The following is a 19,914-nucleotide window of genomic DNA, read 5'->3' on the forward strand; positions in this document are numbered from 1 at the left end:
AGAGAGCTTCTCATCGGACAATACAAGGGACAATACAAGACGATCATAAGAGGAAGGGAAGAGTTAAGCTCAAAGCAAGGCGGCCTCAGCCGCCGGGATCCGCAACTCAAAAATCCGATATCCAAAACTTGGCAAGAGGAGGTTTTCCATGCCCAGGGCCATCTGGAATGGGGTGGTGGTGGCCGAGACAGACCGCTACGAAACCGTGGAAGGCAACATCTATTTTCCGCCGGAATCTCTGCGCCGGGAATACTTCCAGCCCAGCTCTACCCACACCACCTGCCCCTGGAAGGGGGAGGCCAGCTACTACACCCTCGTGGTCAACGGCCAGGAGAACAAAGATGCCGCCTGGTACTACCCGGATCCCAAACCCGCTGCGGCCAACATCCGGGGCTATGTGGCCTTCTGGAAGGGTGTCAAGGTGGAGCCCTAGCCGGAGCCGAGTTTGTCAACCGGGTATGATGGGAAGAGTGGGTTGCAGAGGCGATGCCATGCTGACCAATGGCCGGATCCTGTTTGGCGCGGCCCGGTGGGCGAGAAAGCTGGGCCTGGCCGGATTGAGCTTGGTGCTGTTGGGCTGCAGCCCCGCAGGTTTTCGCACCCCGCGTCCCAGCCTGACCAACAGTGGCCTCAACAGCATCTTCCCCGATGGGGAGCCTGCTTTCAACGGAGATGGCCGCTACCTGGTGTTTTCCTCGGCCCGCAGCGGCAGCCAGGATATTTTTCTCTACGACACGGTGGAACGTCGCTTGGTGGATCTGCCCGGCCTCAACTCCAGCGACGTGGCGGCCACCTCGCCCGACATCAGCGCCGATGGTCGCTACATCGTCTATGTCTCCAATGCTCTGGGCAAGTCTGAGATTTTTCTCTACGACCGCGAAACCCGCAGGATAGAAAACATCAGCAGCCGGGTGCCGGGAGATGTGCGCAACCCCACCATCAGCGGCGATGGCCGGTTTATCGCCTTCGAGAGCAACGGCCAAGGGCAGTGGCACATCGAGATTTTCGACCGGGGGCCGGCAGCCAGCACGCGCCCAACCTCACCCTCTTCCCCCACTTCTGGCGACAATCCCTGAGGGGATCCTCAAGCCAGGATAGGCCCCCCTGCTTTGCAAGAGTTTCTGCATGTTGATTCCCCTCGCCCAGCGACTTCAACCCCTTGGCGGCAATGTGTTTGACCGGATGGATCAAGCCAAGCGGGAGGCTCGTCGCTCTGGCCTGGATGTAATCGATTTGTCGCTGGGATCCTCCGATCTGCCCCCACCTTCAGACTCCTTGGCGGCCATTCAATCGGCTCTGTCGGATCCCTCTACCTATGGCTACACGCTGTTTCACGACACGGCGGACTTTCGGACGGCCTGCGCCAAGTGGTACATGGGGAAGTTCGGCCTGGAGATCGATCCGGAAACAGAGGTGCTGCCGTTGATCGGATCCCAGCAGGGGACGGCCCTCTTGCCCCTGGCTTTGCTCAATCCTGGCGATGTTGCCTTGGTCGCCGATCCGGCTTATCCCTCTCATGCGGGCGGGATCCATCTGGCGGGCGGGATCCCCTACTACCTGCCCCTGCGGGCGGAAAACCGCTTCTTGCCCCAGTGGGATCGGATCCCGGAGGCAATCTGCCGGCAGGCACGGTTGCTGGTGCTGAACTACCCCCACAACCCCACCACTGCCACCGTCACCCCGGAGTTTTGGCAGGAAACCCTACAATTCTGTCAACAGCACGACATCGTTCTGGCCCACGATTTTCCCTATGTGGACTGGCGCTTCGACGGCCAGGTGGCCCCTTCTGCGCTGCAGGCGGATCCCGATAAAACCCGCACCATCGAGTTTTTTTCTCTCTCCAAGTCCTATCACATGGGGGGATTCCGGGTAGCCTACGCCATTGGCAGCCGGGAGCTGATCCGAGCCCTGCGGTGGGTGAAATCCACCATCGACTTCCACCAATACCAGGGCATTCTGCGGGGGGCAGCAGCAGCTTTGACAGTTCCCGATAGCTTTTTGCAGCGCTGGCGGCAGGTGTACCGCGAGCGACGGGATATAGCTGTGGCGGCTCTGCACCGCATGGGTTGGCCTGTGCCCTTGCCAGAAGCCACTATGTATCTGTGGGCGCCTCTGCCGGAGTTTTATCGCGGCTCTTCTGCCCAGTTTTGTCTGGACTTGGTGAGAGCCACAGGGGTTGCCCTGTCTCCCGGTTCTGGCTTTGGCCCCAGTGGGGAAGGCTATGTCCGCTTTGCTTTGGTGGTCGAGGGATCCCGTCTGGAGGAGGCGGTGGGACGGATCGAGGCGTTTTTGTCCCGGTGCATTTCCTAAATCCAAACATCAATCCCAAACATCGAGCATCCAGCTCTCGGTTGGTTGTGCTCGCCCACCCTCGGGCAATCTAAGTCAGGATAAGAGTAAGAGTGTTATCCAAGTTGAGTGGGCATGGAGAAGGAAACGCTCGACAGTTTTTTGTCCATCCGTGGGGTGATGGGGGTGGCGCTCTTGAGTCGGGCAGGTCGCCCTTTCTTCTACCGCTCTTTTCAGGATTTGGATAGCCGACAGCAGCAAGCCCTTACCGAAGGGCTGTTTCAAGTTTTGGAGACCATGCCCCCAGGACTTGACTATTTTGACTTTCAGTTTGCCGAGCAGCGGGTTTTCGTTTACCCCCTTGGGCCGGAATGGGCGCTGCTGGTGGCGGTGAATGACGAGCTGGTGATGCCGGTTTACACCTTGGCCGTGAACCGCCTGCGAGCCGAGCTGCAGCAGGATACGCCAAAGGGCTTGGCCACCTTTCGTCTATTTACCAGCCAGGCGGAGGCAGGCCGGAACGCTACCCAGCCCAGTTCCGCTCCTGCGGCGGGCCCGCGCATGGAGATGGATGTCTTCGTGCAATCTCTGAACCGTCTCTGCCAGATTACAACCGGCTATTTGGGCAAGGCGGTGATCGTCAACTATTGGAAGGCAGCACGGCAGGAAGTGGTGGAACGCCAGGGATCCAAAGCAGAATGGCTGAACCAGTTCGAGATCGAGCGCAGCGGCCAGATCCACTACCGGGGATCCCTCAAGGAACTGGACGAATCTCAGCAAAGGGTGCTACGGGATTGGGTGCTGGCTTTTTTCCGTCGCTGTGAAGAGGTAATCCACGATTTTCGCAACTTGATCAAATCGTCAGAACTGCGCCTATGAAAAAGGGGCAGGCTTTTTCCTAAGTAGGGCTATCGGCGCTTGGCCGAGGACAATCCAGGCTAAGCTATGACCATGCTCAACCCGGATCACGCCAGGTGCAGACGGGATCCCTGCCTGGGGATGTCCCTTCTTGTCGCCGCAAGCCGACCCAGCGAAAGATCCGCTTTGCTACCGCGATGCCGCCGGATCCCTCGTTAGTATGGGGTTACGGCGCGCTATGCGAAGGAGTTGCCATGCTGAGAATCGTCACCCAGCTAGCCGAGGCTGAAGCCGAGCTTAGACGGATCTCGGAGCGCACTCAGGCTGACCAGAACCTGCACCGTGAAGCAACCGTGCGGGAGATCCTGCAAGCGGTACGCCGTCAGGGGGATCGTGCCCTGCTGGCCTATACGGCTGAGTTTGACCAGGTGGAGCTGAGCGTTGCCGAACTGAAGGTGTCTGGGGCCGAGCTAGAGGCAGCTTACCAGGCGGTGTCTCCGCAATTGCTTTCAGCCTTACGGCTGGCCAAGCAGCGCATTGAGGCTTTTCACCGGCAGCGGGTGCCCAGCAGTTGGGTGAGCTTTCCCGGCCCTGAGATCGTTTTGGGCAAGCAATACCGCCCTGTGGATCGCGCCGGCCTCTACATTCCGGGGGGGCGGGCCGCCTATCCCAGCACGGTGTTGATGAACGCCATCCCGGCCCAGGTGGCGGGGGTGCCCGAGATTGTGATGGTGACGCCACCGGGATCCGACGGCTCGGGGGGCAAGGGGATTAGCCCGGCCATTTTGGTGGCCGCCCAAGAAGTAGGCATCCACACCATCTATCGCGTTGGAGGGGCTCAGGCAATAGGGGCTTTGGCCTACGGCACCGAGACCATCCCCAAGGTGGACGTGATCACCGGCCCCGGCAACATCTACGTAACTTTGGCCAAAAAGCTGGTGTACGGCACGGTGGGGATCGACTCGCTGGCCGGGCCATCGGAGGTGTTGATCATCGCCGACGAGAGCGCCAACCCCCTTTATGTGGCTGCCGATTTGCTGGCCCAAGCCGAGCACGATCCCTTGGCGGCGGCCATCCTTCTGACCACCGATCTCCAGCTGGCCCAGCAGGTGCAGCAGGCGGTGGCCACCCAGATGGAGGCCCATCCCAACCGTCTGATGGTGGAAAAGTCGGTGGTGAATTACGGGCTGATTGCGGTGGTGCCGGATCTGACGGCGGCGGTGGCTTTGTCCAACCTGTTTGCGCCAGAGCATTTGGAACTGCAGGTGGCAGATCCCTGGGCTTTGCTGGATCCCATTCGCCATGCGGGGGCCATTTTCTTGGGCCACCATACTCCGGAGGCGGTAGGAGATTACCTGGCTGGCCCCAACCATACCCTGCCTACGGCAGGCGCAGCCCGCTACGCCTCGGCTCTGGGGGTAGAAACTTTCCTAAAGCATTCCAGTCTGATTCAATACGGCTCAGCGGCTTTGCGGGAGGTGGCCAGCGCAATTCAGGCCCTCGCCCAGGCGGAGGGGTTGCCTGCCCATGGCCAGTCGGTGCAGGTGCGGTTGGCAGAAGGAGGCTAGAGGGTTTGCAAAAGCCTTGTCTCAAGCCTTACAGCCGTGGTCGCGTACCGGAGGGCAGGATGACGGGTTGGGTCAGGCGAAAGGGGCAGTGGGGGCTTGCGGCAGTTGGGATGAGCTGGGCTCTGTTGCTGGCGAATCCGGCAGTGTCTTCCTCCGGCAGGATCCCTTCTCCCCACTGCTGTCGCGAACAGGATGCCGCTCTGTCGGTGCAACGGAGTTCTTCTTCTGCTGTTTCTATCCCTTGGGATTGGGTGTATGGGTTGCAGGAGCAAGCCCGGCAACGGCAATGCACGGTGGTTGGCCTGTTGCGCAGCGATCCCCTGCCGGCGCCAGATCCCCAGTGGCAGGTGTACACACGGCTGGATTTGGTGGCTACACCCGAGGCTGGTCGGTTGACCAGTGTGTTGTTTGCCGAGAACACCCGTACTCAAGCCCTGCAAGTCGTTTATCAAGCCTCGGCGTCTGTGTACGACCCTGCCGAGCCATTGGATTTTGCCATGATCCTGCCTTTGGCCTGGCAGGGGAACACTTTGCTGGCGCGGGAGTACGAAGGCTGGTTCCAAACCGATTTGAGCTGGGATCGGGCGGTGGTCTGGCCCTTGCCCACCGGCTCGACAGGGATCCCACCGGTGCAAATCTGGGATCCGCCGCCGGCGCTGGGGTATGCTGAGCTGCTGGGCTGGGATCCCCAGGCCCGAGAGCGGGTGCTGTTTGCGGTGGCCGATAGTCTTGGAGAGATGCCCCGCTTGGTGAGCGTGGGCCCAGACCACCAGGTGTTGCTGCGAGCGCCTGCCGTTGCCCTTTCCCCAACTCCCTCTTCTGTGGAGGGGTGGCAAGAGATCCTGCCCAAGGGGGGAGAGCCCCTCTGCCACCAGGGCCGTTTTGGGCTGGGGCAAGGAGGGGAAAATTAAACAGAATGCAGAAGCCTGTGGGAGTAACACCATGTCCAAACCGATAGTGCGGCGGGGCTGGCCTCTGGAGGCCTTTGTCGGGGATGTGATCGTCTGTACCCTAGAGGGATCCCATCTGGATCAGGTGACGGAGATCCGGGTCAGCCCGGCGGGCAAAGGGATCCGGGTCAGCTTTGGGGATCCCTTGGGGCGATCCCGAGAGCCGGTGCAGGCCAGTGCCGAGCACCTGACGGTTACCTTCGAGATCGATCCCAGCACCTACCCCGGTGAGAAGCGCATTGAGCTGATCTCGCCGGCAGGGCCGAGCGATCCCTTGCCCTTTTTGGTGATGATGTAAAGGCGCGAAGAGAGGCAGTGGATCATGCCGTTTGCGATTGCCCCGACCGACTTGGGCGTGCTGGTGCTGGGGGTGGGCCTGTTGCTTTTGGCCGGGGGTTGGGCCTGGTGGCTGCGGCGGCAGAAGCGTGCTGCTTCCCCAGAATCGACAACCGTTTCGCCCGTCCCGGCGGTTGACCCATCGGCTCTTTCGGCGGAACAAGCGGCTCAACTGGAGCCGTTCGAGCAGGCGCTGGGAGATCAGCCGCAGGATCCCATTGCCTGGTACAACCGCGCCACCACCCTCGACCACCTGGGGCAAGCCCAAGCTGCCCTCGCCAGCTACGACCGCGCCCTGGAGCTGAAGCCGGATTTCCCCGAAGCCTGGAACAACCGTGGTTCTCTGCTGGACGATCTCGGTCGCCATCAGGAAGCTCTGGCCAGCTATGAGCGGGCTCTGCAACTGAAGCCGGATTTTTTTGAGGCCCGCTTTAACCAGGCCAACACGCTGCGGCAATTGGGCCGCTACGAAGAAGCCCTACGCGCCTACGAGCGCGCTCTTGCTCTCAGCCCCGATAGCCCGGAAACGTGGTACCTGCACGGGCTAACCTTAGCCTCTCTGGGGCGGTGGCAGGGATCCTTGATCAGCTACGACAAAGCCCTCGCCATCAACCCCGTCGATGCTCAAGTTTGGCAGAGTCGGGGGCTGGCTCTGTTTCACCTAGAGCGCTACGCCGATGCTCTGGCCAGCTACGAACGAGCCCTGCAACTGGGATCCGAATCCGTCTCTCTCTGGGCCGGCCACGCCCTTGCCCACCACCGCCTCGGCAACCCGATGGAGGCCCTCAACAGCTACGACCGTGCCCTGGCGCAAGATCCCAAACGCCCTCAGATCTGGGTGCAGCGCGGCCTGGTGCTGATGGACTTGAACCTCTACGAGCTGGCCATCCAGAGTTTTGATCGGGCCCTGCAGATGGATCCCGACAATGCCGAGGCTCACTACGCCAAAGCCTGCTGCTGCGCCTGGGAAGGCCAAGTGCCTCAGGCCTTACAAGCCCTGGAGCAAGCCCTACGCCTGGAGCCGGAGCGCTACCGCCCCTTGCTCTCCTCTGAACCCTATTTCCACCCCATTCGCGAGGAGCCGAGTTTTGCGTCGTTTTTGGTAGCTCTCGCCGGCACGGAACCCCTCAAGAACCGCTCTGAAAGGCTTACACAGGGCTAGGCAACGCTAACCTTTGCTCAACGTCAAAGCGACCTGCGTCACAAGTCATCACTAACGGTAGTCTTGGCTACCAACCTGTCAGAGAAATCTCCACAGGCGCGACTTCCCCACAAGCTGTGGGTAGAGCGCTCAGACGACCGCAGTGGGTCAAGTGCTGCATTGAGACCCCAAAAACATCCCAGCCCTTCTCTCTCTGGGAGAGGGGGGATCAGAATGCGCAGGCGATCTCACGGCCAATCCCAAATCATGAACCAGTCCATGAGAGCACGCCAGCAACAGAAATCGGGCAATTCAATCGGGCCTGACAGGGAAATTGCGCTCTTTTGCCGAGGAAACCCGCCGATTTTCCGTGGAGATGCTGTTGCTTGGGCCCAGAAACCTGGTCAAACTAAGAACGTTCTAGCTTTTGGCGGATCTCAACAGTGTCCAGTCGTGCTTCTGACACCATCTCTGTAGCCCTATAGCTTGCGCATGCCAGGTCGGTTCGGCTGGGCAAAAGCGTCTATTTGGACTGGATAGGTGTTGATTATGCGTGGGATCCTCAGCCTTTGAATGGTTTTCCAGTTCCTTAAGTGCTGGTTCTACAGTTATTTTCGGCAAATCGGTAAAGTGGTTCTCTATGATAACGGCCCCTCGCCTGATCTCTCCCAAGAACTCCGTCTCACCGAGGCGACCGGCGGCCTCCACTCCATTGCCTTTGGCCAAGACCGGATTCCCAGCCGCATGTGGATCTATGGCATCTCATGAGGATGTTAAAGCCCGAACCGCCGAACTGTTGCGGCTGTACCACCAGAATCGGGATCCGGCCCTGCGCAATCGACTGGTGGAAATAAACATGGGCTTGGTGCGCAAAGAAGCCCATCACTGGCGCAACCAGTGCAATGAGGGGTACGATGACCTGGTCCAAGTTGGCTGCTTGGGTTTGATTCAGGCCATCGAACGGTTTGATATTACCCGTGGGCTGGCTTTCAGCTCCTTTGCCATGCCCTACATTCGCGGAGAAATTCAACATTACCTGCGAGACAAGAGCCCCACCATGCGGATCCCACGCCGCTGGACAACTCTGCAACGACAAGCCAAGAAGGTGATTGCCCGTCTGCGGCAAGAGTTGGGCCGTTCTCCCTCTGAGGCCGAGGTGAGAGAAGCCCTACAACTGACGGAGCAGGAATGGCGAGAGCTGGAACTGGCTCAACAAAACAGCCTTTTGCTCAGCCTGGATGCCCCGATTCAAACCGAGGAAGACAGCGTCGCTTTGGGGGAGGTCGTTCCGGATCAGCGCTACCGCAGTTTTCAACTGGCCGAAGAAGACCGCATTCGCCTACAGCATGCCTTGGCCAAGCTGGAGGAACGCACCCGCAAGATTTTGGAATTTGTCTTCTTCTACGACCTCACCCAAAAAGAAACGGCAGAGCGGCTGGGGATCAGCGCCGTTACCGTTTCCCGCCAAGTCAAAAAGGGGCTGGAACGTCTGGCCAAGTTGTTGAATCAAGATATTTTTTAAGTTGTTGAATCAGAATATTTTTCGAGATGCTGGAACCGACGCAACTGGCGGTGGCTTTCCACCCTGTAGAACAGCGAGGGCTCTGTACCGCAACAGATTGATAGACTGATGGAAACATGGACGAGAGTATTTGATGAATAGAAAAAACCGCTCTTCTCGGGATCGACCCTTGGCACCCCGCGGTTTCAAGCCTAAGCTCGGTCAGAACTCGGTGGTCAGGGATCCCTTCTTCCAACGCCAGTCCAACCGGCAAAGTCCAGAGGGAATCCGCTTAGCCCCCTATGTGCGCACCTTGCCCTTGGTTGTGGATGCCATGCTGGATTTGGCCCAGGTGGGGAGCGAGGATACTCTGTACGACTTGGGCTGTGGGGATGGCCGCATTCTCATCCGGGCGGCACAGCGCTTTGGCACGCGGGGCGTGGGGGTGGATATCGACCCGGAGCGCATCCTGGAAGCCCAACAGCGGGCCCAAGAAGCCCAAGTTCAGGATCGAGTCACCTTTCTCCAGCAGGATCTGCTCACTCTGGACTTAACCCCGGCGACGGTGGTGAGTTGTTATTTGCTGCCCAGCTCCCACCTGCTGATCCGAGACAAGTTGCGCTCCCAGCTTCGGCCCGGCGCTCGTCTGGTCACCCACTCCTTCGACATGGGGGATTGGCCCCCCACCGCCACCACCACCGTATCGGATGTCATCAACACCTACACCATCTACCTTTGGCGGATCTAACCCTGGGGATCCCAGGCCGTCGCTTCCTCAAAAGCAGCAGAGGGCTGGTGCAGCACAATCCGGTTGCCATCGGGATCCCGAAAATCCACCTCCTGTCCGTGAAAGGCTTGCCGCAGGGGGGAAATGGAGAGCTGATAAGCTCCCGCCAACCCTTCCAGTGTTGTCAGGGATCCCTGTAAATCTTGCACCTGCAGGCAGAGGCTCACCGCTGCGGCTTGGGCACCACCATCGAGATGACGGCTGCGATAGAGGCCCAGCCGCAACCCTGGCAGACGAAACTCTACGTACACCGGATCCCCCTCTGTCGGGAGCTGGACTTGGGGAGAGATCCCCAAGAGATCCCGATAGAAGCGTTGTAGACGAGGCAAGTCCAGGGTAGCCACGCTAACCAAGGCACCAGAGAGCTGCATCGCAACCGCCAAAAGACCGGGCTGGTCTATCTTAGCTAAACTGCCGAGAAGCCCCGCGCTGTACCCGCAGGGTGAGCGTCGGGAGGATGTCACTCAGCTCCAACACCACGCGAGTCTGGGTGGCGATGTCGGATCCACCGTCTTGCCCTCCGGATCCAGGGCCAATGTGCCCGAGATGTAGAGGGTATTTTGCCCACCTTCACGCCGGGAGAATAGGGGGCGATGGCCGGATAGCCGGCTGGAGCAATGGCAACCTTAGGCACGAGGGATCCCGAATCACAACAGGATTGCACCTTAGCGGCGAATTCGATCTTCCACAGCTGGCTGGGATACAGCCATAGCCGGTTTCTCTGGAGCAGATTCCCACTCTTCGGGGGAGATTCTCTAGCAGAACTAGACTATAGTAGGTACCAAAGCTTGCTGCTTCTTCCCAAATCAAGACTGGAGCGACTTACCGTGGGGTTCTTCAGCCGATTTTCCCGTGATATGGGCATTGATTTGGGCACTGCCAACACGCTGGTCTACGTGGCCGGGCGAGGCATTGTCCTGCAAGAGCCCTCTGTGGTCGCCATCGACCAAAACACCAAGCAACCCCTGGCTGTGGGGGAAGATGCCAAAAAAATGTTGGGCCGTACCCCCGGCAACATTGTAGCGGTGCGTCCTCTGCGAGATGGGGTGATTGCCGATTTCGACACGGCGGAGATGATGCTAAAACACTTCATCCACCGCGTACACGAGGGCCGGTACCTGATTGCTCCCCGCATTGTGATTGGGATCCCCAGCGGTGTGACTGGGGTGGAGCGACGGGCGGTGATGGAAGCCGCTCTCCAAGCTGGGTCGCGGGAGGTGTATTTGGTGGATGAGCCGGTGGCAGCAGCAATCGGGGCCGGGCTGCCGGTGCAAGAGCCCACTGGGAACATGATCATCGACATTGGCGGCGGCACCACTGAGGTAGCCGTCCTCAGTTTGCAGGGGATCGTGCTGAGCGAGTCCGTGCGGGTAGCGGGAGATGAGCTGAGCGAGGCCATCGTCCAGTACATGAAAAAGGTTCACAACCTCACCATCGGGGAGCGCACTGCCGAAGAGATCAAGATTCAGATCGGTTCTGCCTACCCGATTCAAGAGGAACTGACCATGGAGGTGCGCGGGTTACACCTGCTCTCCGGTTTACCCCGTACCGTTACGGTGAAAAGCACCGAAATCCGCGAGAGCATGGCCGAGCCCCTCTCGGTGATTGTGGAAGCCATTAAGCGCACCCTGGAGCGCACTCCACCGGAATTGGCTGCCGACATTATCGACCGCGGCATCATGCTGGCCGGCGGAGGAGCCTTGCTCAAGGGTCTGGATGCCCTGATCAGCCATGAAACCGGGATCTTGGTTCACATTGCTCCGGATCCCCTCAGTTGTGTGGTGCTGGGTACAGGGCGAGTTCTGGAGGATTTCAAAACCTTGGGTCGAGTGTTGAGCGGCAGCTTCAAGGGCTAGAGGCGCTTCTCCCTCTCCCTGATTTCCTGATTTGAGGTGTGAGTCGAGTGGGTCGGAGAGGTATTGCTTGAATCGGCTACGCCAATGGTGGAGGCGCTACGGCTTGGGGTTACTCCTGTCTGCTTTGGCGATGGGGGTAGCATTGGGCTTGCGCCAAACCCAGGGATCCCTGTTGGTGGAGCTGTACAGTTGGATCACCGCCCCGGCCCGTCCACCTGTGGATCCCGCCGCGGTGCTCAGCCAGGCCGCCAACCGTGAGCTGCAAGCCCTGGTAGCCGAGTTGCAGTACCAAAACCGCGAGCTGAAGCGGCTGCTGCAATTTACCGAGCAGATGCCCCAAGCGGGGATCCCGGCAGCAGTGGTGGGTCGCAGCGCCGATCACTGGTGGCAACAGCTCACCCTCAGCCGCGGCAGCCGGCATGGAGTCAGGGTGGGAGATGTAGTCATGGCGCCGGGCGGGTTGATCGGGCGAGTTGAGTCGGTCACGCCCAACACCAGCCGAGTGCTCCTGATCAGCGATCCCACCAGCCGTGTTGGGGTGATGTTGAGTCGCAGCCGACACATGGGCATCCTGAGGGGTACGGGCACCCAGAGCGCCATTTTGGATTTTTTCGACAAGGCTCCCAAAGTAGAGGTGGGGGATGTGGTGGTGACCTCGGGCCTGAGCAGCTTTTACCCAGCCGGGGTGGTGGTGGGAACGGTTCGAGCGGTCAACTTGGATGCCAGCCCTGCCCCCCAAGCCACTGTCGAACTGTCGGCGCCGCTGGGCCTCTTGGAATGGGCCTTGATCTACCGCTATGCTCAACCCTCTGATTCTTAAGCTCAAGTCTCACCTCAACTGGGTGGTGACTGCCCTATCAGGATTGCTGGCAGCAGTGGCCCCTTGGTGGCGCGGGCCGGGCTTGGAGCTGGCAGGCTTAACCCCAGATTGGCCCTTGATCTGGGTGGTGTGCTGGAGTGTGCGGCGTAAAGCTTGGCAGGGAGCTGTTGCCGGGGTCACCCTGGGTTTTCTGCAAGATGCGCTGACCAGCCCTTGTCCTACCCATGCGCTGGGGCTGGCCGTAGTCGGGATCCTCACCGCCAAGCTGCAAAAACAACGCTACATGCAAGAAGACTTCATCTCGGTGGCCTTGATCGTTTTTGGTATGGTGGTGATTGCCGAAACCCTGATGGCGCTGCAGTGGATGTGGCTTGCCGCCTCCCAGGGATCCGAGGGCCTGGATCCGGCGGGAATGCAAACTTTGCTAGATGGATTGGGGAACTCCCTTCACTCTTTCGGCAGCATCGGCGGCGACGGTTCGCGTTCTCTGGAGAGCATCTGGTGGAACCATCAACGCAATGCCCTCACGTCTGCTATTTTAAGTAGCCTCTGGGCACCTGCTTTGTACTGGCCCCTCAGCCGTTGGTGGCAATCTCAAGAGCGGGATCCCAGAGAGGTTTAGCCTTTGGTTTTGTGGCAAATCATCCTACCTTTCGGTTAAAACTTAGGCCAAAGCAGAGTATGTCCCTTGGCATTTTTGGCAAGAAAGAACTCTCGAGGCGGTGGGAGCCGGTTTGCCGACTGTCTCTGACCTCCCACATGTTGGCGCTGTGCTGAGAGGCCCCAGACAAAGTCAGAAAAAGCGACAATCCGGAAAATTCTTCGTTGGGGAGCAATTTTGGCCTAAAATGAACCCTAGAACTGAGATATAAGTCCCATCTTTTTCAGGCAGCTTCGGGCAAATATCGCGCATTCTAATCAAAAAGTCAACAGCATAGGAAGCGCAGGCGACGTAAAGGCTGACCTTGTGGCAACTGCACTTAGGATTTGACTTAGAGCGTTCATTGGGAGGGATCCATGCCGCATACAATTGTCACCGATATCTGTGAAGGTGTGGCCGACTGTGTAGAGGCTTGCCCCGTCGCCTGCATCCACCCCGGCGATACCAAAAATGCCAAAGGCACCGACTACTTTTGGATTGAGTTTTCCACCTGCATTGACTGTGGCATCTGTTTACAGGTCTGCCCCGTAGAGGGCGCTATTCTGCCGGAGGAAAAGCCGCATCTGCAGCGAGTGCCCCGCTAATTCCGGGGAAGCATCCCTGGCCACACCCCAAGATCCAATGGGAATTATGATCATTTCAACTCCAACTAGGACACTGCACCCACACCTAAAGCCCTGGTCGCATCGTCGCGTCAGCGTTGCGGAGCAACAATACGCAGAACCAGAAGGCTTTTCTTGGTAGCCCAGGCGTCTCACCCTAACCTGAAACAACTATAAGCTTTAGCGCAAGGAAGCCAGAGCAACGACGCCGCTGGTCAGCCAGCTCAGGGACAGGATCCCCCCTAGGAAAGCCAATGGGATCAGGCCCACCAGGCGCCACCACTCCAAATCCAGCGCTACAGCTACCGCCCGCACCTGCCAAACCACAAACCACAGCAGCGCTGCAAGGCCCAGCAGGGATCCCAGTACCCCACCCAACGATTGAGCAGGCCCCAGCAGCAGCCACGGCAAGCCGGCAAACCCCGTCAAGCACAGCAGCGCCGAAAAGGAAGGGGCAGCCCGACCTAAACAGAAGGCCAGCAACTGCAGCAAAGCCGCCAAACTCACCCAGCCCAGGGATCCCATCAGTACTGCCAGCACCATGCTCGGCAGGCTTGCCCCAGAGCGGCGAATCGCCTCTAGGACGTTAAGCAGCCCCACCACCCCAAAGGCTTGCCAGAGAACGGGCTGTTCCCGCAGTGCCCGAAAAGTGCGCTCCGGCAGAAACCAAGCGCCATAGATGTTGTCTAACCAGGAACCGAGCATGGCCGGCAACAAGTCAAGCTATCTTTCATCCTAGCCCTTATGAGCACTTGACAGGCACATCCCAAAAATGGGGTATGATTGGAAAAGGATTCTGCGGCGTTGGTGACTGCCGTTATGTTTTTGCGATCTATACCCTTCGACAATTAGGATGGGAAGTGGATGTGAGAGCAGTAAGCCAAACTTAGATTTGGAAACTATCAACAATCATCCCCGGTATCCTATACTGGATTTTCCAGGTCGAAAACCACGGTAAAACGGCGCAACAGTATCCTCAAAAGAGCCCTCGAAAGGGGGCCTTTTTGTTGCTTGAATGTTGCAGTTGAATTGCCATTGCTTTACGGGATCCCAAGCCAAATTGCCCATAGCCAGGTGGATCCAGTACCATGATGATCTATTTCAATTCCTGGCTCCCCTCTTTCCTAGAGAGAGTCAAAGGGACTGTCGAACTGCGGTTGTTTTTCGGAACGGGATCCCTGGGGCCTAAGAGGCTTGTTGTTGATTTTGAACAGTAGGGATCCGGCGCAAATTCAAAAGCACCATTGCGCTGAGGGGGCGCGTGTTGGCCAGTAGCCCCACGATCAGCAGCAGCCAACTGTTCAAGGCAGTATTGGCCAGCAGCCAGCCCATCAACAGAGCCGATCCTGCCCCTTCGGCAACTGCCGCCAAGAGCCAAGCCCGGCCACCTTTCCAGCCCTGAGACCACAAGGCCCATTGCAGCCCACCGACGCCAACCCCCACCAGCAAACCGCGCAGCACATCTCCCATCGCCCGCAAGGCATTTTGGAGCCAGGGATCTGTCGGGTTAAAAGCAGAGGTTGCCACCCCCACCTGGGGAGCGAGGAAATCCGCTGCCACCCAACCCAAAGCCGTGGCCAGCAGAGTTGCAGCCACCCATCCCACAGAAACCTGCCGCCGCAACACCGCCCACTGTAGCAGCCCCATCAGGAAGCCAAGGCCGGCTCCAGCCACCGCCCCTTGTAATGATCCCAAAGCCGCCAGCAGAGGAGCCAATGCCCCCAACCCCAGGTAGCCGATCCCAGACGCCCCCCAATTGGCCAAGAGCCAGCCCAACGCCAACCCTTTGCTCAGGCGTGGCGTATTCAACACATTCAACAACAGATGAGAACCAGACTGGCTGTTGACATGTTCTTGCCCAACTTTCTGCTCTACCTCGCGCAGTCCCTGTTCCGCTGAAGGGTTACCCGGTTCCAGCCGCAGCACCCCTTGATAGTCCATCTGGGCAAGGCCCCAATGCCCCTGTCGTTGGTGGGCCAGACCGCGGTAGAGATAGTAGCGGGCTTCGTTGGGGGCGCTCTGGATCAGCTCGTTGAGCAAATGGACGGCCATCTTGTACTCGCCTGCCTCGATCAGACTGACCGCCTGCTGGAGCTTTTCTTCCTCAACTGGGGCAGTTCGGGGCTGTTGGGAAGTCGGCTGGCCAAATCCGGTCGGGATCCGCTGGGGACGAACACCTGGAGATGCAGGAGATGAACTTGAGGGAACGAACGGGGCAGGAGGGGCGATCTTGTTTCCATAGACAGCCTGTAGCTGCTGGCCGAGCACTTCCATGTTGGCCGGGCGGAGAGCAGGGTCTTTCTCTAGGCACTGGAGGACAACCTTCTCCAGGGCAGCGGGGATGGGGTGGGCTAGCTTGTGGTCTTGGAAGGGGCGGGGCTTTTGAAAGTTGTGGACGTGGTACCAGCCCTGCAAGGTGTCGGTATCCGGCTCGAAGGGCAGCGCACCGGTTAACAGCTCGTACAGCACCACCCCCAGCGAGTAGATGTCGGAGCGGCCATCCAGCTTTTCTCCGCGCATTTGCTCCGGCGAGGCGTAGACCATCGTGCCTAAAAAATAGCCCGTTTGCGTCAGGCCACGAGAGGTCTCCCCCATGAGCTTGGAAATGCCAAAGTCCAGGATCTTGACCCGCTCTTTCCCATCGGGCCCTTTCTGCACAAAGATATTGCTGGGCTTGATGTCGCGGTGGATGACGCCGCGAATGGAGTGTTTGCCCAGATCCATCTGAAAGTTGTGGGCGTGGTGCAGGGCAGAGCAAATCTGCAGAGCCAAGTTCACCACCCGCTCTGGGTGCAGGGGGCCTTCCCGAGCCAGCACATAGTCCAACCCCTGGCCGCTGTAGGGTTTGGCATTCAGGTACTCCATCACCAGGTAGGGCTGGTTTTGGTACAGGCCGTAAGAGCGCACCTGCACGATGTTGGGGTGCTCGCCCAATAGAGCGCTGACCCTGGCCTCATCCATGAAGCGTTGCTGCAGTTGCTGGTAGTACTCTGGGCCCATGTCCGGTGGCGGCGGGCGCAACAACTTGACGGCCACCAGCTCGTCATTGAGCTGGGTATCCACCGCCTCGAACACATTGCCGTAGCCACCTTCGCTGATGTGGCGGGTCAGCCGGTAGCGGTTGCCAATCAGTTGTCCAATCAGGCGCTGGTTCATGGAGGAGGGCGGCCAGCCGGGGAGTCTACCTATGATTCTAGTCAGCTTAGGGGCTTAAAACCTGCTGGTGAGGGATCCGCTTGCCATTGCGAACCCTTTTTCACCCCAAAAGCCAGGGATCCCGCTAGGATTGGGGCATGAGTGCTCCTTCTGCAACTGCTGCTCTATCCCCTTTCTGGCTGGAGGTTACCGAGTTTGCCCTGCAGGCCACGGCCAGCGTGGGATCCCAGCTCTTGGTAGACTTTGGCCAGGCCCACCCTACGGTTCGCGCCAGCGGGACGGAGTCCTTAAAAGCCGACGGCAGCTTGGTAACCTCTTCTGACCAGTGGGCGGATCGCGCTTTTCAAGGGGCCATTGCCGCTGCCTACCCCGATCACGGTTATCTGAGCGAGGAATCCAACCACATTTTTCCCGAGAAGGAGTGGTGTTGGGTAGTGGATCCTTTGGATGGCACCACCAATTTTGCCCGTGGGATCCCCATTTGGGGCAGCTCCTTGGCTTTGCTGCATTGGGGCGTGCCGGTGTTTGGCTGTGTCCATCTGCCGCCCATTCGCCAGACTTTTTACGGCTATTGGCCCCAGTTTCCTGAAGATGCAGCGGCAGGGGCTTTTCTCACCCGCCACGACCGGGATCCCGCCTGTCCCCAGCCAATCCGTCCTAGCACCGCCTCACCCGGCCCCAACCAATTGTTCAATTTCTGTTCCCGCAGCAGCCATTGGATTAGCCCGCAATTCCCTTGCAAAGCGCGGATGTTGGGGGGTGCTGCCTACAACCTGCTGGCGGTGGCCGGTGGCAGCCTTTTGGGGGCGGTAGAACGCTCGCCCAAGATCTGGGATGTGGCGGCAGTGTGGGCCATTGTCAAGGGGGCCGGCGCCGTTTGGGAACCCCTGAGCTGTGCCGATCCGGATCCCGGCCAGCCTCTCATTCCCGGCAAGGATTATGGCCGACTCACTTACCCCGCCCTGGTGGCAGCTCAAGCCGAGTGGATCCCCTTATTTCGCGCCTTCATCGCTCTGTAGCTTTCGTAAACGGCCTGCACGTTGTACCAGTTGAGGAAAAAAATCCGGCACAGCTCCAAGGCCAACTGCGAGCGGCCATGCCGGATCAACCAGCGCAGCAGCGGTTCCACCCGCTTCTCGTTCAGCCAGCCCCCCAGGGATAAAAGGCCCCACAGGAATTGGTGCAGGGGCGTCAGTTGGATCATCAGGCGCACGGCCCAGGTGGGGTGTTTTTGGTAAAAGAGAATACCCATGCGGCCCCGCTGCCGTTCCCGCTCAATCAATCCTGGGATCTGCTGCAGCTCAAAGGGTGGATGCCAGTGGTAGCCGGTGGCCTGGGGGCACTTGACCAGGCGCAGGCCCAAACGTTTTAGCCGCACCCCCAGCTCCAGGTCTTCCCAGCCGTAGAGGTGAAACCGCTCGTCAAAGGGGCCGGCGGGGGTTTCGCAGGCCAGCTCCAACCAATGGCGGGCAATGGCCACGTTGCCGGTGGCGAAAAAGGCTGCCGAAAAATCGGTGGGCTTGAAGGGTTCGGAGCGGGGATCCTGAAAATTGCTCGTGTTGATCACCCGCCCGTAGGTGAAGACCTTGGCCTCGTGGGGGGAGCGGGGATCCCCTGTGACGCCGTGTCGTCGCAGCATCTGGGCGTGGCTGGCCAAGAAGTGATCCACCACCACCAGGTCGCTGTCGATAAAGACGATGAGGGATCCCTGGGCGTGGCGAAACCCCAAGTTGCGGGCAGCGGCGGGGCCACGGTGCTCCTGCTGCAACAGTTTCCACTGGGGCAAGCCGATGGGGTTGTTCTGCAGCCATTCCACTGTGCCATCGGTGGAGCCGTCGTCCACCACCACCACCTCGTAGCCCTCGTAGGGGCCGGGCTGTTGCTGCGCCAAGGCCCGCAGACACTGCTCCAAAATCGGACGGCGGTTGTAGGTGGGAATGATGACGCTGATGTACACCGGGGATCCCTGGAGATGGCCGTGCAACCTTAGAGCAAAAGTTGAGCAAAACGCTTCAGGGAGGAGGGGTTCGCGCTGCCTGTTGGGCTAGAGGGCTTTTAGGAGCTCTGCCGACTGGCGCACCGTCTCGAAAAAGTAATGGACATTGGCTTCTGGAGTGCTTGGGTGGATGCCATGGCCCAAGTTCATGATGTGTCCACGGGATCCGGCTTTTCGAATCACCTCTAGGGTGCGCTGCCGGATGAACTCCGGGGATCCCAGCAACACCATTGGATCCAGATTGCCCTGCACCGCTAGGGATCCCAGGCGAGCCCTGGCCTCTGCCATGTCGCTCATCCAATCGAGGCTGAACACGTCGATGCCGGCTTTGCCCACCCGCTCCAGCAAAGCGGCGCTGCCGTTGATGTAGAGGATCAGTGGCACCTGCGGATAGCGAGCTTTCACCTGATCCACAATTTGCTTTTGGTAGGGCAAGGCCCAACACTCGTAATCGACTGGGCTGAGCTGGCCGGCCCAAGTATCGAACAACTGCACCACCTGGGCGCCGCACTCGATCTGGTAGATCACGTAGCGGGCAATGCTGTCGGCCAGCTTACTCAGCAACTGATGCAGCAATGGCGGCTGCGCGAAGGCCAAGCTCTTGATGTGGGCGTAATCTTTGGAGCTGCGCCCTTCCACGGCATAGCAGGCCAGAGTCCAGGGGGAGCCGACAAATCCCAGCAGCGTCGCTTTTCCTTCCACCTCGCGGCGCAGGGTGCTGAGAATGGTCTTGATGAAAGGCAGACTTTCTTCCGGTTCCAGGAGGCGAATGCGTTCAATTTGGGCTTGCGAACGAATCGGCGGGTCGATGATCGGCCCCTGATGCTCCACCAGCTCAAAGGGGATGCCCATGCCCTCAAGGGGGGTGAGGATATCGCTGAACAGGATCACCCCATCAGGGGCAAAGGCCCGAAACGGTTGCAACGAGATCTCGACGGCCAGCTCCGGGATCTCGCAACGCTGCTTAAAGGTGTACTTGCTTTGCAGCTCGCGGTAGGCCGCCATGTAGCGACCCGCCTGGCGCATCATCCAAACTGGAGGGCGATCCAGCACTTCCCCTCGGGCCGCCCGCAGCAAACGGTCACCCAAGTGCTCCGCACCGCTGGCGGTGGAGGAGGTGGCGCTGAGCTGAACAGGCGAGTGGGACATAGGAGGGCAATCCGGCTAAAGATCCTTATGAATCCTGACATTGTGGCGACAGCAACCGCAAGTTGGCGGCTCAGGATCCCTGCGGTTTCTTCATCGGTTGCAACTTGCCGTCACTTTTTGTCCTTTTGGCCTCTGGGCTGGGATCCCCATTAACAAAGGAGGGGCGCGGGGAGCTATAAGTCCCGCGCTGTATGCAAAGCATCAGCGTCGGGATACATGGACTCCCCGCACTTGTCGATTCTCT

General features: G+C 59.3%; 21 protein-coding genes and 1 other RNA gene. 17 read left to right on the forward strand and 5 right to left on the reverse strand.

The features are described from left to right. Nucleotides 1-148 precede the first annotated feature (148 nt). The 11 genes from ACVWZ1_RS10895 (at nt 149) to ACVWZ1_RS10945 (ending at nt 9,391) form a co-directional block, all read left to right on the forward strand. Nucleotides 149-433: a DUF427 domain-containing protein gene (locus ACVWZ1_RS10895; RefSeq protein WP_414328853.1), complete on the forward strand. Its 285-nt coding sequence runs from the start codon at nt 149-151 to the stop codon at nt 431-433. A gap of 58 nt (nt 434-491) precedes the next feature. Then, entirely contained in the window at nt 492-1,076 is a 585-nt protein-coding gene (locus ACVWZ1_RS10900) for a TolB family protein (protein ID WP_414380455.1), read from the forward strand. Between the two features lie 49 nt (nt 1,077-1,125). Next, nucleotides 1,126-2,310 carry an LL-diaminopimelate aminotransferase gene (locus tag ACVWZ1_RS10905; RefSeq protein ID WP_457503366.1) on the forward strand — a complete coding sequence of 395 codons (1,185 nt, stop codon included), beginning with the start codon at nt 1,126-1,128 and terminating at the stop codon, nt 2,308-2,310. A 114-nt stretch (nt 2,311-2,424) separates the two neighbouring features. Further along, nucleotides 2,425-3,168, forward strand: a complete 744-nt coding sequence (locus tag ACVWZ1_RS10910) for a hypothetical protein (protein WP_457503367.1) — start codon at nt 2,425-2,427, stop codon at nt 3,166-3,168. A gap of 233 nt (nt 3,169-3,401) precedes the next feature. Beyond that, nucleotides 3,402-4,715 carry a histidinol dehydrogenase gene (hisD, locus tag ACVWZ1_RS10915; protein ID WP_414399523.1) on the forward strand — a complete coding sequence of 438 codons (1,314 nt, stop codon included), beginning with the start codon at nt 3,402-3,404 and terminating at the stop codon, nt 4,713-4,715. Between the two features lie 110 nt (nt 4,716-4,825). Beyond that, nucleotides 4,826-5,626, forward strand: a complete 801-nt coding sequence (locus tag ACVWZ1_RS10920) for a hypothetical protein (RefSeq protein WP_414408178.1) — start codon at nt 4,826-4,828, stop codon at nt 5,624-5,626. Between the two features lie 31 nt (nt 5,627-5,657). Further along, entirely contained in the window at nt 5,658-5,963 is a 306-nt protein-coding gene (locus ACVWZ1_RS10925) for a hypothetical protein (RefSeq protein ID WP_414408177.1), read from the forward strand. Between the two features lie 24 nt (nt 5,964-5,987). Continuing rightward, the gene (locus ACVWZ1_RS10930; RefSeq protein ID WP_414356293.1) at nt 5,988-7,163 is read left to right on the forward strand and encodes a tetratricopeptide repeat protein; all 1,176 of its coding nucleotides are present in this window, start codon (nt 5,988-5,990) and stop codon (nt 7,161-7,163) included. 552 nt (nt 7,164-7,715) lie between these two features. Next, a complete protein-coding gene (locus ACVWZ1_RS10935; protein WP_414356292.1) occupies nt 7,716-7,910 on the forward strand; it encodes a hypothetical protein in 195 nt (64 codons plus the stop codon). Continuing rightward, entirely contained in the window at nt 7,897-8,664 is a 768-nt protein-coding gene (locus tag ACVWZ1_RS10940) for an RNA polymerase sigma factor SigF (RefSeq protein WP_414356291.1), read from the forward strand. The genes ACVWZ1_RS10935 and ACVWZ1_RS10940 overlap by 14 nt, the downstream gene beginning before the upstream one ends. A gap of 133 nt (nt 8,665-8,797) precedes the next feature. Continuing rightward, nucleotides 8,798-9,391 (forward strand): SAM-dependent methyltransferase, encoded by a 594-nt coding sequence (locus ACVWZ1_RS10945; RefSeq protein WP_414373469.1) that lies wholly within the window; start codon nt 8,798-8,800, stop codon nt 9,389-9,391. On the opposite strand, the gene ACVWZ1_RS10950 is transcribed toward ACVWZ1_RS10945, so the two are convergent. Continuing rightward, a complete protein-coding gene (locus ACVWZ1_RS10950) occupies nt 9,388-9,801 on the reverse strand; it encodes a VOC family protein (protein WP_414342826.1) in 414 nt (137 codons plus the stop codon). The two genes, ACVWZ1_RS10945 and ACVWZ1_RS10950, sit on opposite strands and share 4 nt — an antisense overlap. A 456-nt stretch (nt 9,802-10,257) precedes the next feature. On the opposite strand from ACVWZ1_RS10950, the gene ACVWZ1_RS10955 reads away from it, so the two are divergent. The 4 genes from ACVWZ1_RS10955 (at nt 10,258) to ACVWZ1_RS10970 (ending at nt 13,351) form a co-directional block, all read left to right on the forward strand. Beyond that, nucleotides 10,258-11,286 carry a rod shape-determining protein gene (locus ACVWZ1_RS10955; protein ID WP_457467214.1) on the forward strand — a complete coding sequence of 343 codons (1,029 nt, stop codon included), beginning with the start codon at nt 10,258-10,260 and terminating at the stop codon, nt 11,284-11,286. A 67-nt stretch (nt 11,287-11,353) separates the two neighbouring features. Beyond that, nucleotides 11,354-12,106: a rod shape-determining protein MreC gene (mreC, locus tag ACVWZ1_RS10960; protein WP_011434053.1), complete on the forward strand. Its 753-nt coding sequence runs from the start codon at nt 11,354-11,356 to the stop codon at nt 12,104-12,106. Next, complete coding sequence (gene mreD / locus ACVWZ1_RS10965) at nt 12,084-12,728, forward strand: rod shape-determining protein MreD (protein ID WP_414356284.1); 645 nt, start codon at nt 12,084-12,086, stop codon at nt 12,726-12,728. The genes mreC and mreD overlap by 23 nt, the downstream gene beginning before the upstream one ends. Nucleotides 12,729-13,123: 395 nt before the next feature. Beyond that, on the forward strand, nt 13,124-13,351 hold the full coding sequence (locus tag ACVWZ1_RS10970; RefSeq protein WP_011434056.1) for an indolepyruvate ferredoxin oxidoreductase subunit alpha: 228 nt from the start codon (nt 13,124-13,126) through the stop codon (nt 13,349-13,351). A gap of 198 nt (nt 13,352-13,549) precedes the next feature. On the opposite strand, the gene ACVWZ1_RS10975 is transcribed toward ACVWZ1_RS10970, so the two are convergent. Beyond that, nucleotides 13,550-14,074 carry a YIP1 family protein gene (locus tag ACVWZ1_RS10975; protein WP_414356283.1) on the reverse strand — a complete coding sequence of 175 codons (525 nt, stop codon included), beginning with the start codon at nt 14,072-14,074 and terminating at the stop codon, nt 13,550-13,552. A gap of 85 nt (nt 14,075-14,159) precedes the next feature. Here ACVWZ1_RS10975 and ssrS point away from each other — a divergent pair. Beyond that, a non-coding RNA gene (gene ssrS, locus ACVWZ1_RS10980) (6S RNA) lies at nt 14,160-14,347 on the forward strand. 207 nt (nt 14,348-14,554) lie between these two features. Here the strand turns inward: ssrS and ACVWZ1_RS10985 are convergent. Then, complete coding sequence (locus tag ACVWZ1_RS10985) at nt 14,555-16,525, reverse strand: protein kinase domain-containing protein (RefSeq protein ID WP_457503368.1); 1,971 nt, start codon at nt 16,523-16,525, stop codon at nt 14,555-14,557. Nucleotides 16,526-16,662: 137 nt separating this feature from the next. Here ACVWZ1_RS10985 and ACVWZ1_RS10990 point away from each other — a divergent pair, with 137 nt between their 5' ends. Continuing rightward, entirely contained in the window at nt 16,663-17,544 is an 882-nt protein-coding gene (locus ACVWZ1_RS10990; protein ID WP_457503369.1) for an inositol monophosphatase family protein, read from the forward strand. Here ACVWZ1_RS10990 and ACVWZ1_RS10995 read toward each other — a convergent pair. Both ACVWZ1_RS10995 and hemE read right to left on the reverse strand, forming a co-directional pair. Continuing rightward, the gene (locus tag ACVWZ1_RS10995) at nt 17,499-18,482 is read right to left on the reverse strand and encodes a glycosyltransferase family 2 protein (protein ID WP_414351237.1); all 984 of its coding nucleotides are present in this window, start codon (nt 18,480-18,482) and stop codon (nt 17,499-17,501) included. The genes ACVWZ1_RS10990 and ACVWZ1_RS10995 overlap by 46 nt on opposite strands. Before the next feature lie 87 nt (nt 18,483-18,569). Then, nucleotides 18,570-19,670, reverse strand: coding sequence for a uroporphyrinogen decarboxylase (hemE, locus tag ACVWZ1_RS11000; RefSeq protein ID WP_414356279.1), 1,101 nt, complete (start codon nt 19,668-19,670; stop codon nt 18,570-18,572). Nucleotides 19,671-19,914: the final 244 nt, after the last annotated feature.

This window comes from Thermostichus sp. MS-CIW-25, assembly GCF_054060015.1.

Excerpts from the sequence above, each read along its gene's own strand:
- ACVWZ1_RS10935 (WP_414356292.1), top strand. The coding sequence starts at position 7,716 with ATGGTTTTCCAGTTCCTTAAGTGCTGGTTCTACAGTTATTTTCGGCAA.
- ACVWZ1_RS10920 (WP_414408178.1), top strand. The coding sequence starts at position 4,826 with ATGAGCTGGGCTCTGTTGCTGGCGAATCCGGCAGTGTCTTCCTCCGGC.
- ACVWZ1_RS10905 (WP_457503366.1), top strand. The coding sequence starts at position 1,126 with ATGTTGATTCCCCTCGCCCAGCGACTTCAACCCCTTGGCGGCAATGTG.
- ACVWZ1_RS10895 (WP_414328853.1), top strand. The coding sequence starts at position 149 with ATGCCCAGGGCCATCTGGAATGGGGTGGTGGTGGCCGAGACAGACCGC.
- ACVWZ1_RS10925 (WP_414408177.1), top strand. The coding sequence starts at position 5,658 with ATGTCCAAACCGATAGTGCGGCGGGGCTGGCCTCTGGAGGCCTTTGTC.
- ACVWZ1_RS10975 (WP_414356283.1), bottom strand. The coding sequence starts at position 14,074 with ATGCTCGGTTCCTGGTTAGACAACATCTATGGCGCTTGGTTTCTGCCG.
- ACVWZ1_RS10990 (WP_457503369.1), top strand. The coding sequence starts at position 16,663 with ATGAGTGCTCCTTCTGCAACTGCTGCTCTATCCCCTTTCTGGCTGGAG.
- ACVWZ1_RS10900 (WP_414380455.1), top strand. The coding sequence starts at position 492 with ATGCTGACCAATGGCCGGATCCTGTTTGGCGCGGCCCGGTGGGCGAGA.
- ACVWZ1_RS10985 (WP_457503368.1), bottom strand. The coding sequence starts at position 16,525 with ATGAACCAGCGCCTGATTGGACAACTGATTGGCAACCGCTACCGGCTG.
- ACVWZ1_RS10950 (WP_414342826.1), bottom strand. The coding sequence starts at position 9,801 with ATGCAGCTCTCTGGTGCCTTGGTTAGCGTGGCTACCCTGGACTTGCCT.
- mreD (WP_414356284.1), top strand. The coding sequence starts at position 12,084 with ATGCTCAACCCTCTGATTCTTAAGCTCAAGTCTCACCTCAACTGGGTG.
- hisD (WP_414399523.1), top strand. The coding sequence starts at position 3,402 with ATGCTGAGAATCGTCACCCAGCTAGCCGAGGCTGAAGCCGAGCTTAGA.
- ACVWZ1_RS10945 (WP_414373469.1), top strand. The coding sequence starts at position 8,798 with ATGAATAGAAAAAACCGCTCTTCTCGGGATCGACCCTTGGCACCCCGC.
- ACVWZ1_RS10940 (WP_414356291.1), top strand. The coding sequence starts at position 7,897 with ATGGCATCTCATGAGGATGTTAAAGCCCGAACCGCCGAACTGTTGCGG.
- ACVWZ1_RS10930 (WP_414356293.1), top strand. The coding sequence starts at position 5,988 with ATGCCGTTTGCGATTGCCCCGACCGACTTGGGCGTGCTGGTGCTGGGG.
- ACVWZ1_RS10910 (WP_457503367.1), top strand. The coding sequence starts at position 2,425 with ATGGAGAAGGAAACGCTCGACAGTTTTTTGTCCATCCGTGGGGTGATG.
- hemE (WP_414356279.1), bottom strand. The coding sequence starts at position 19,670 with ATGTCCCACTCGCCTGTTCAGCTCAGCGCCACCTCCTCCACCGCCAGC.
- ACVWZ1_RS10970 (WP_011434056.1), top strand. The coding sequence starts at position 13,124 with ATGCCGCATACAATTGTCACCGATATCTGTGAAGGTGTGGCCGACTGT.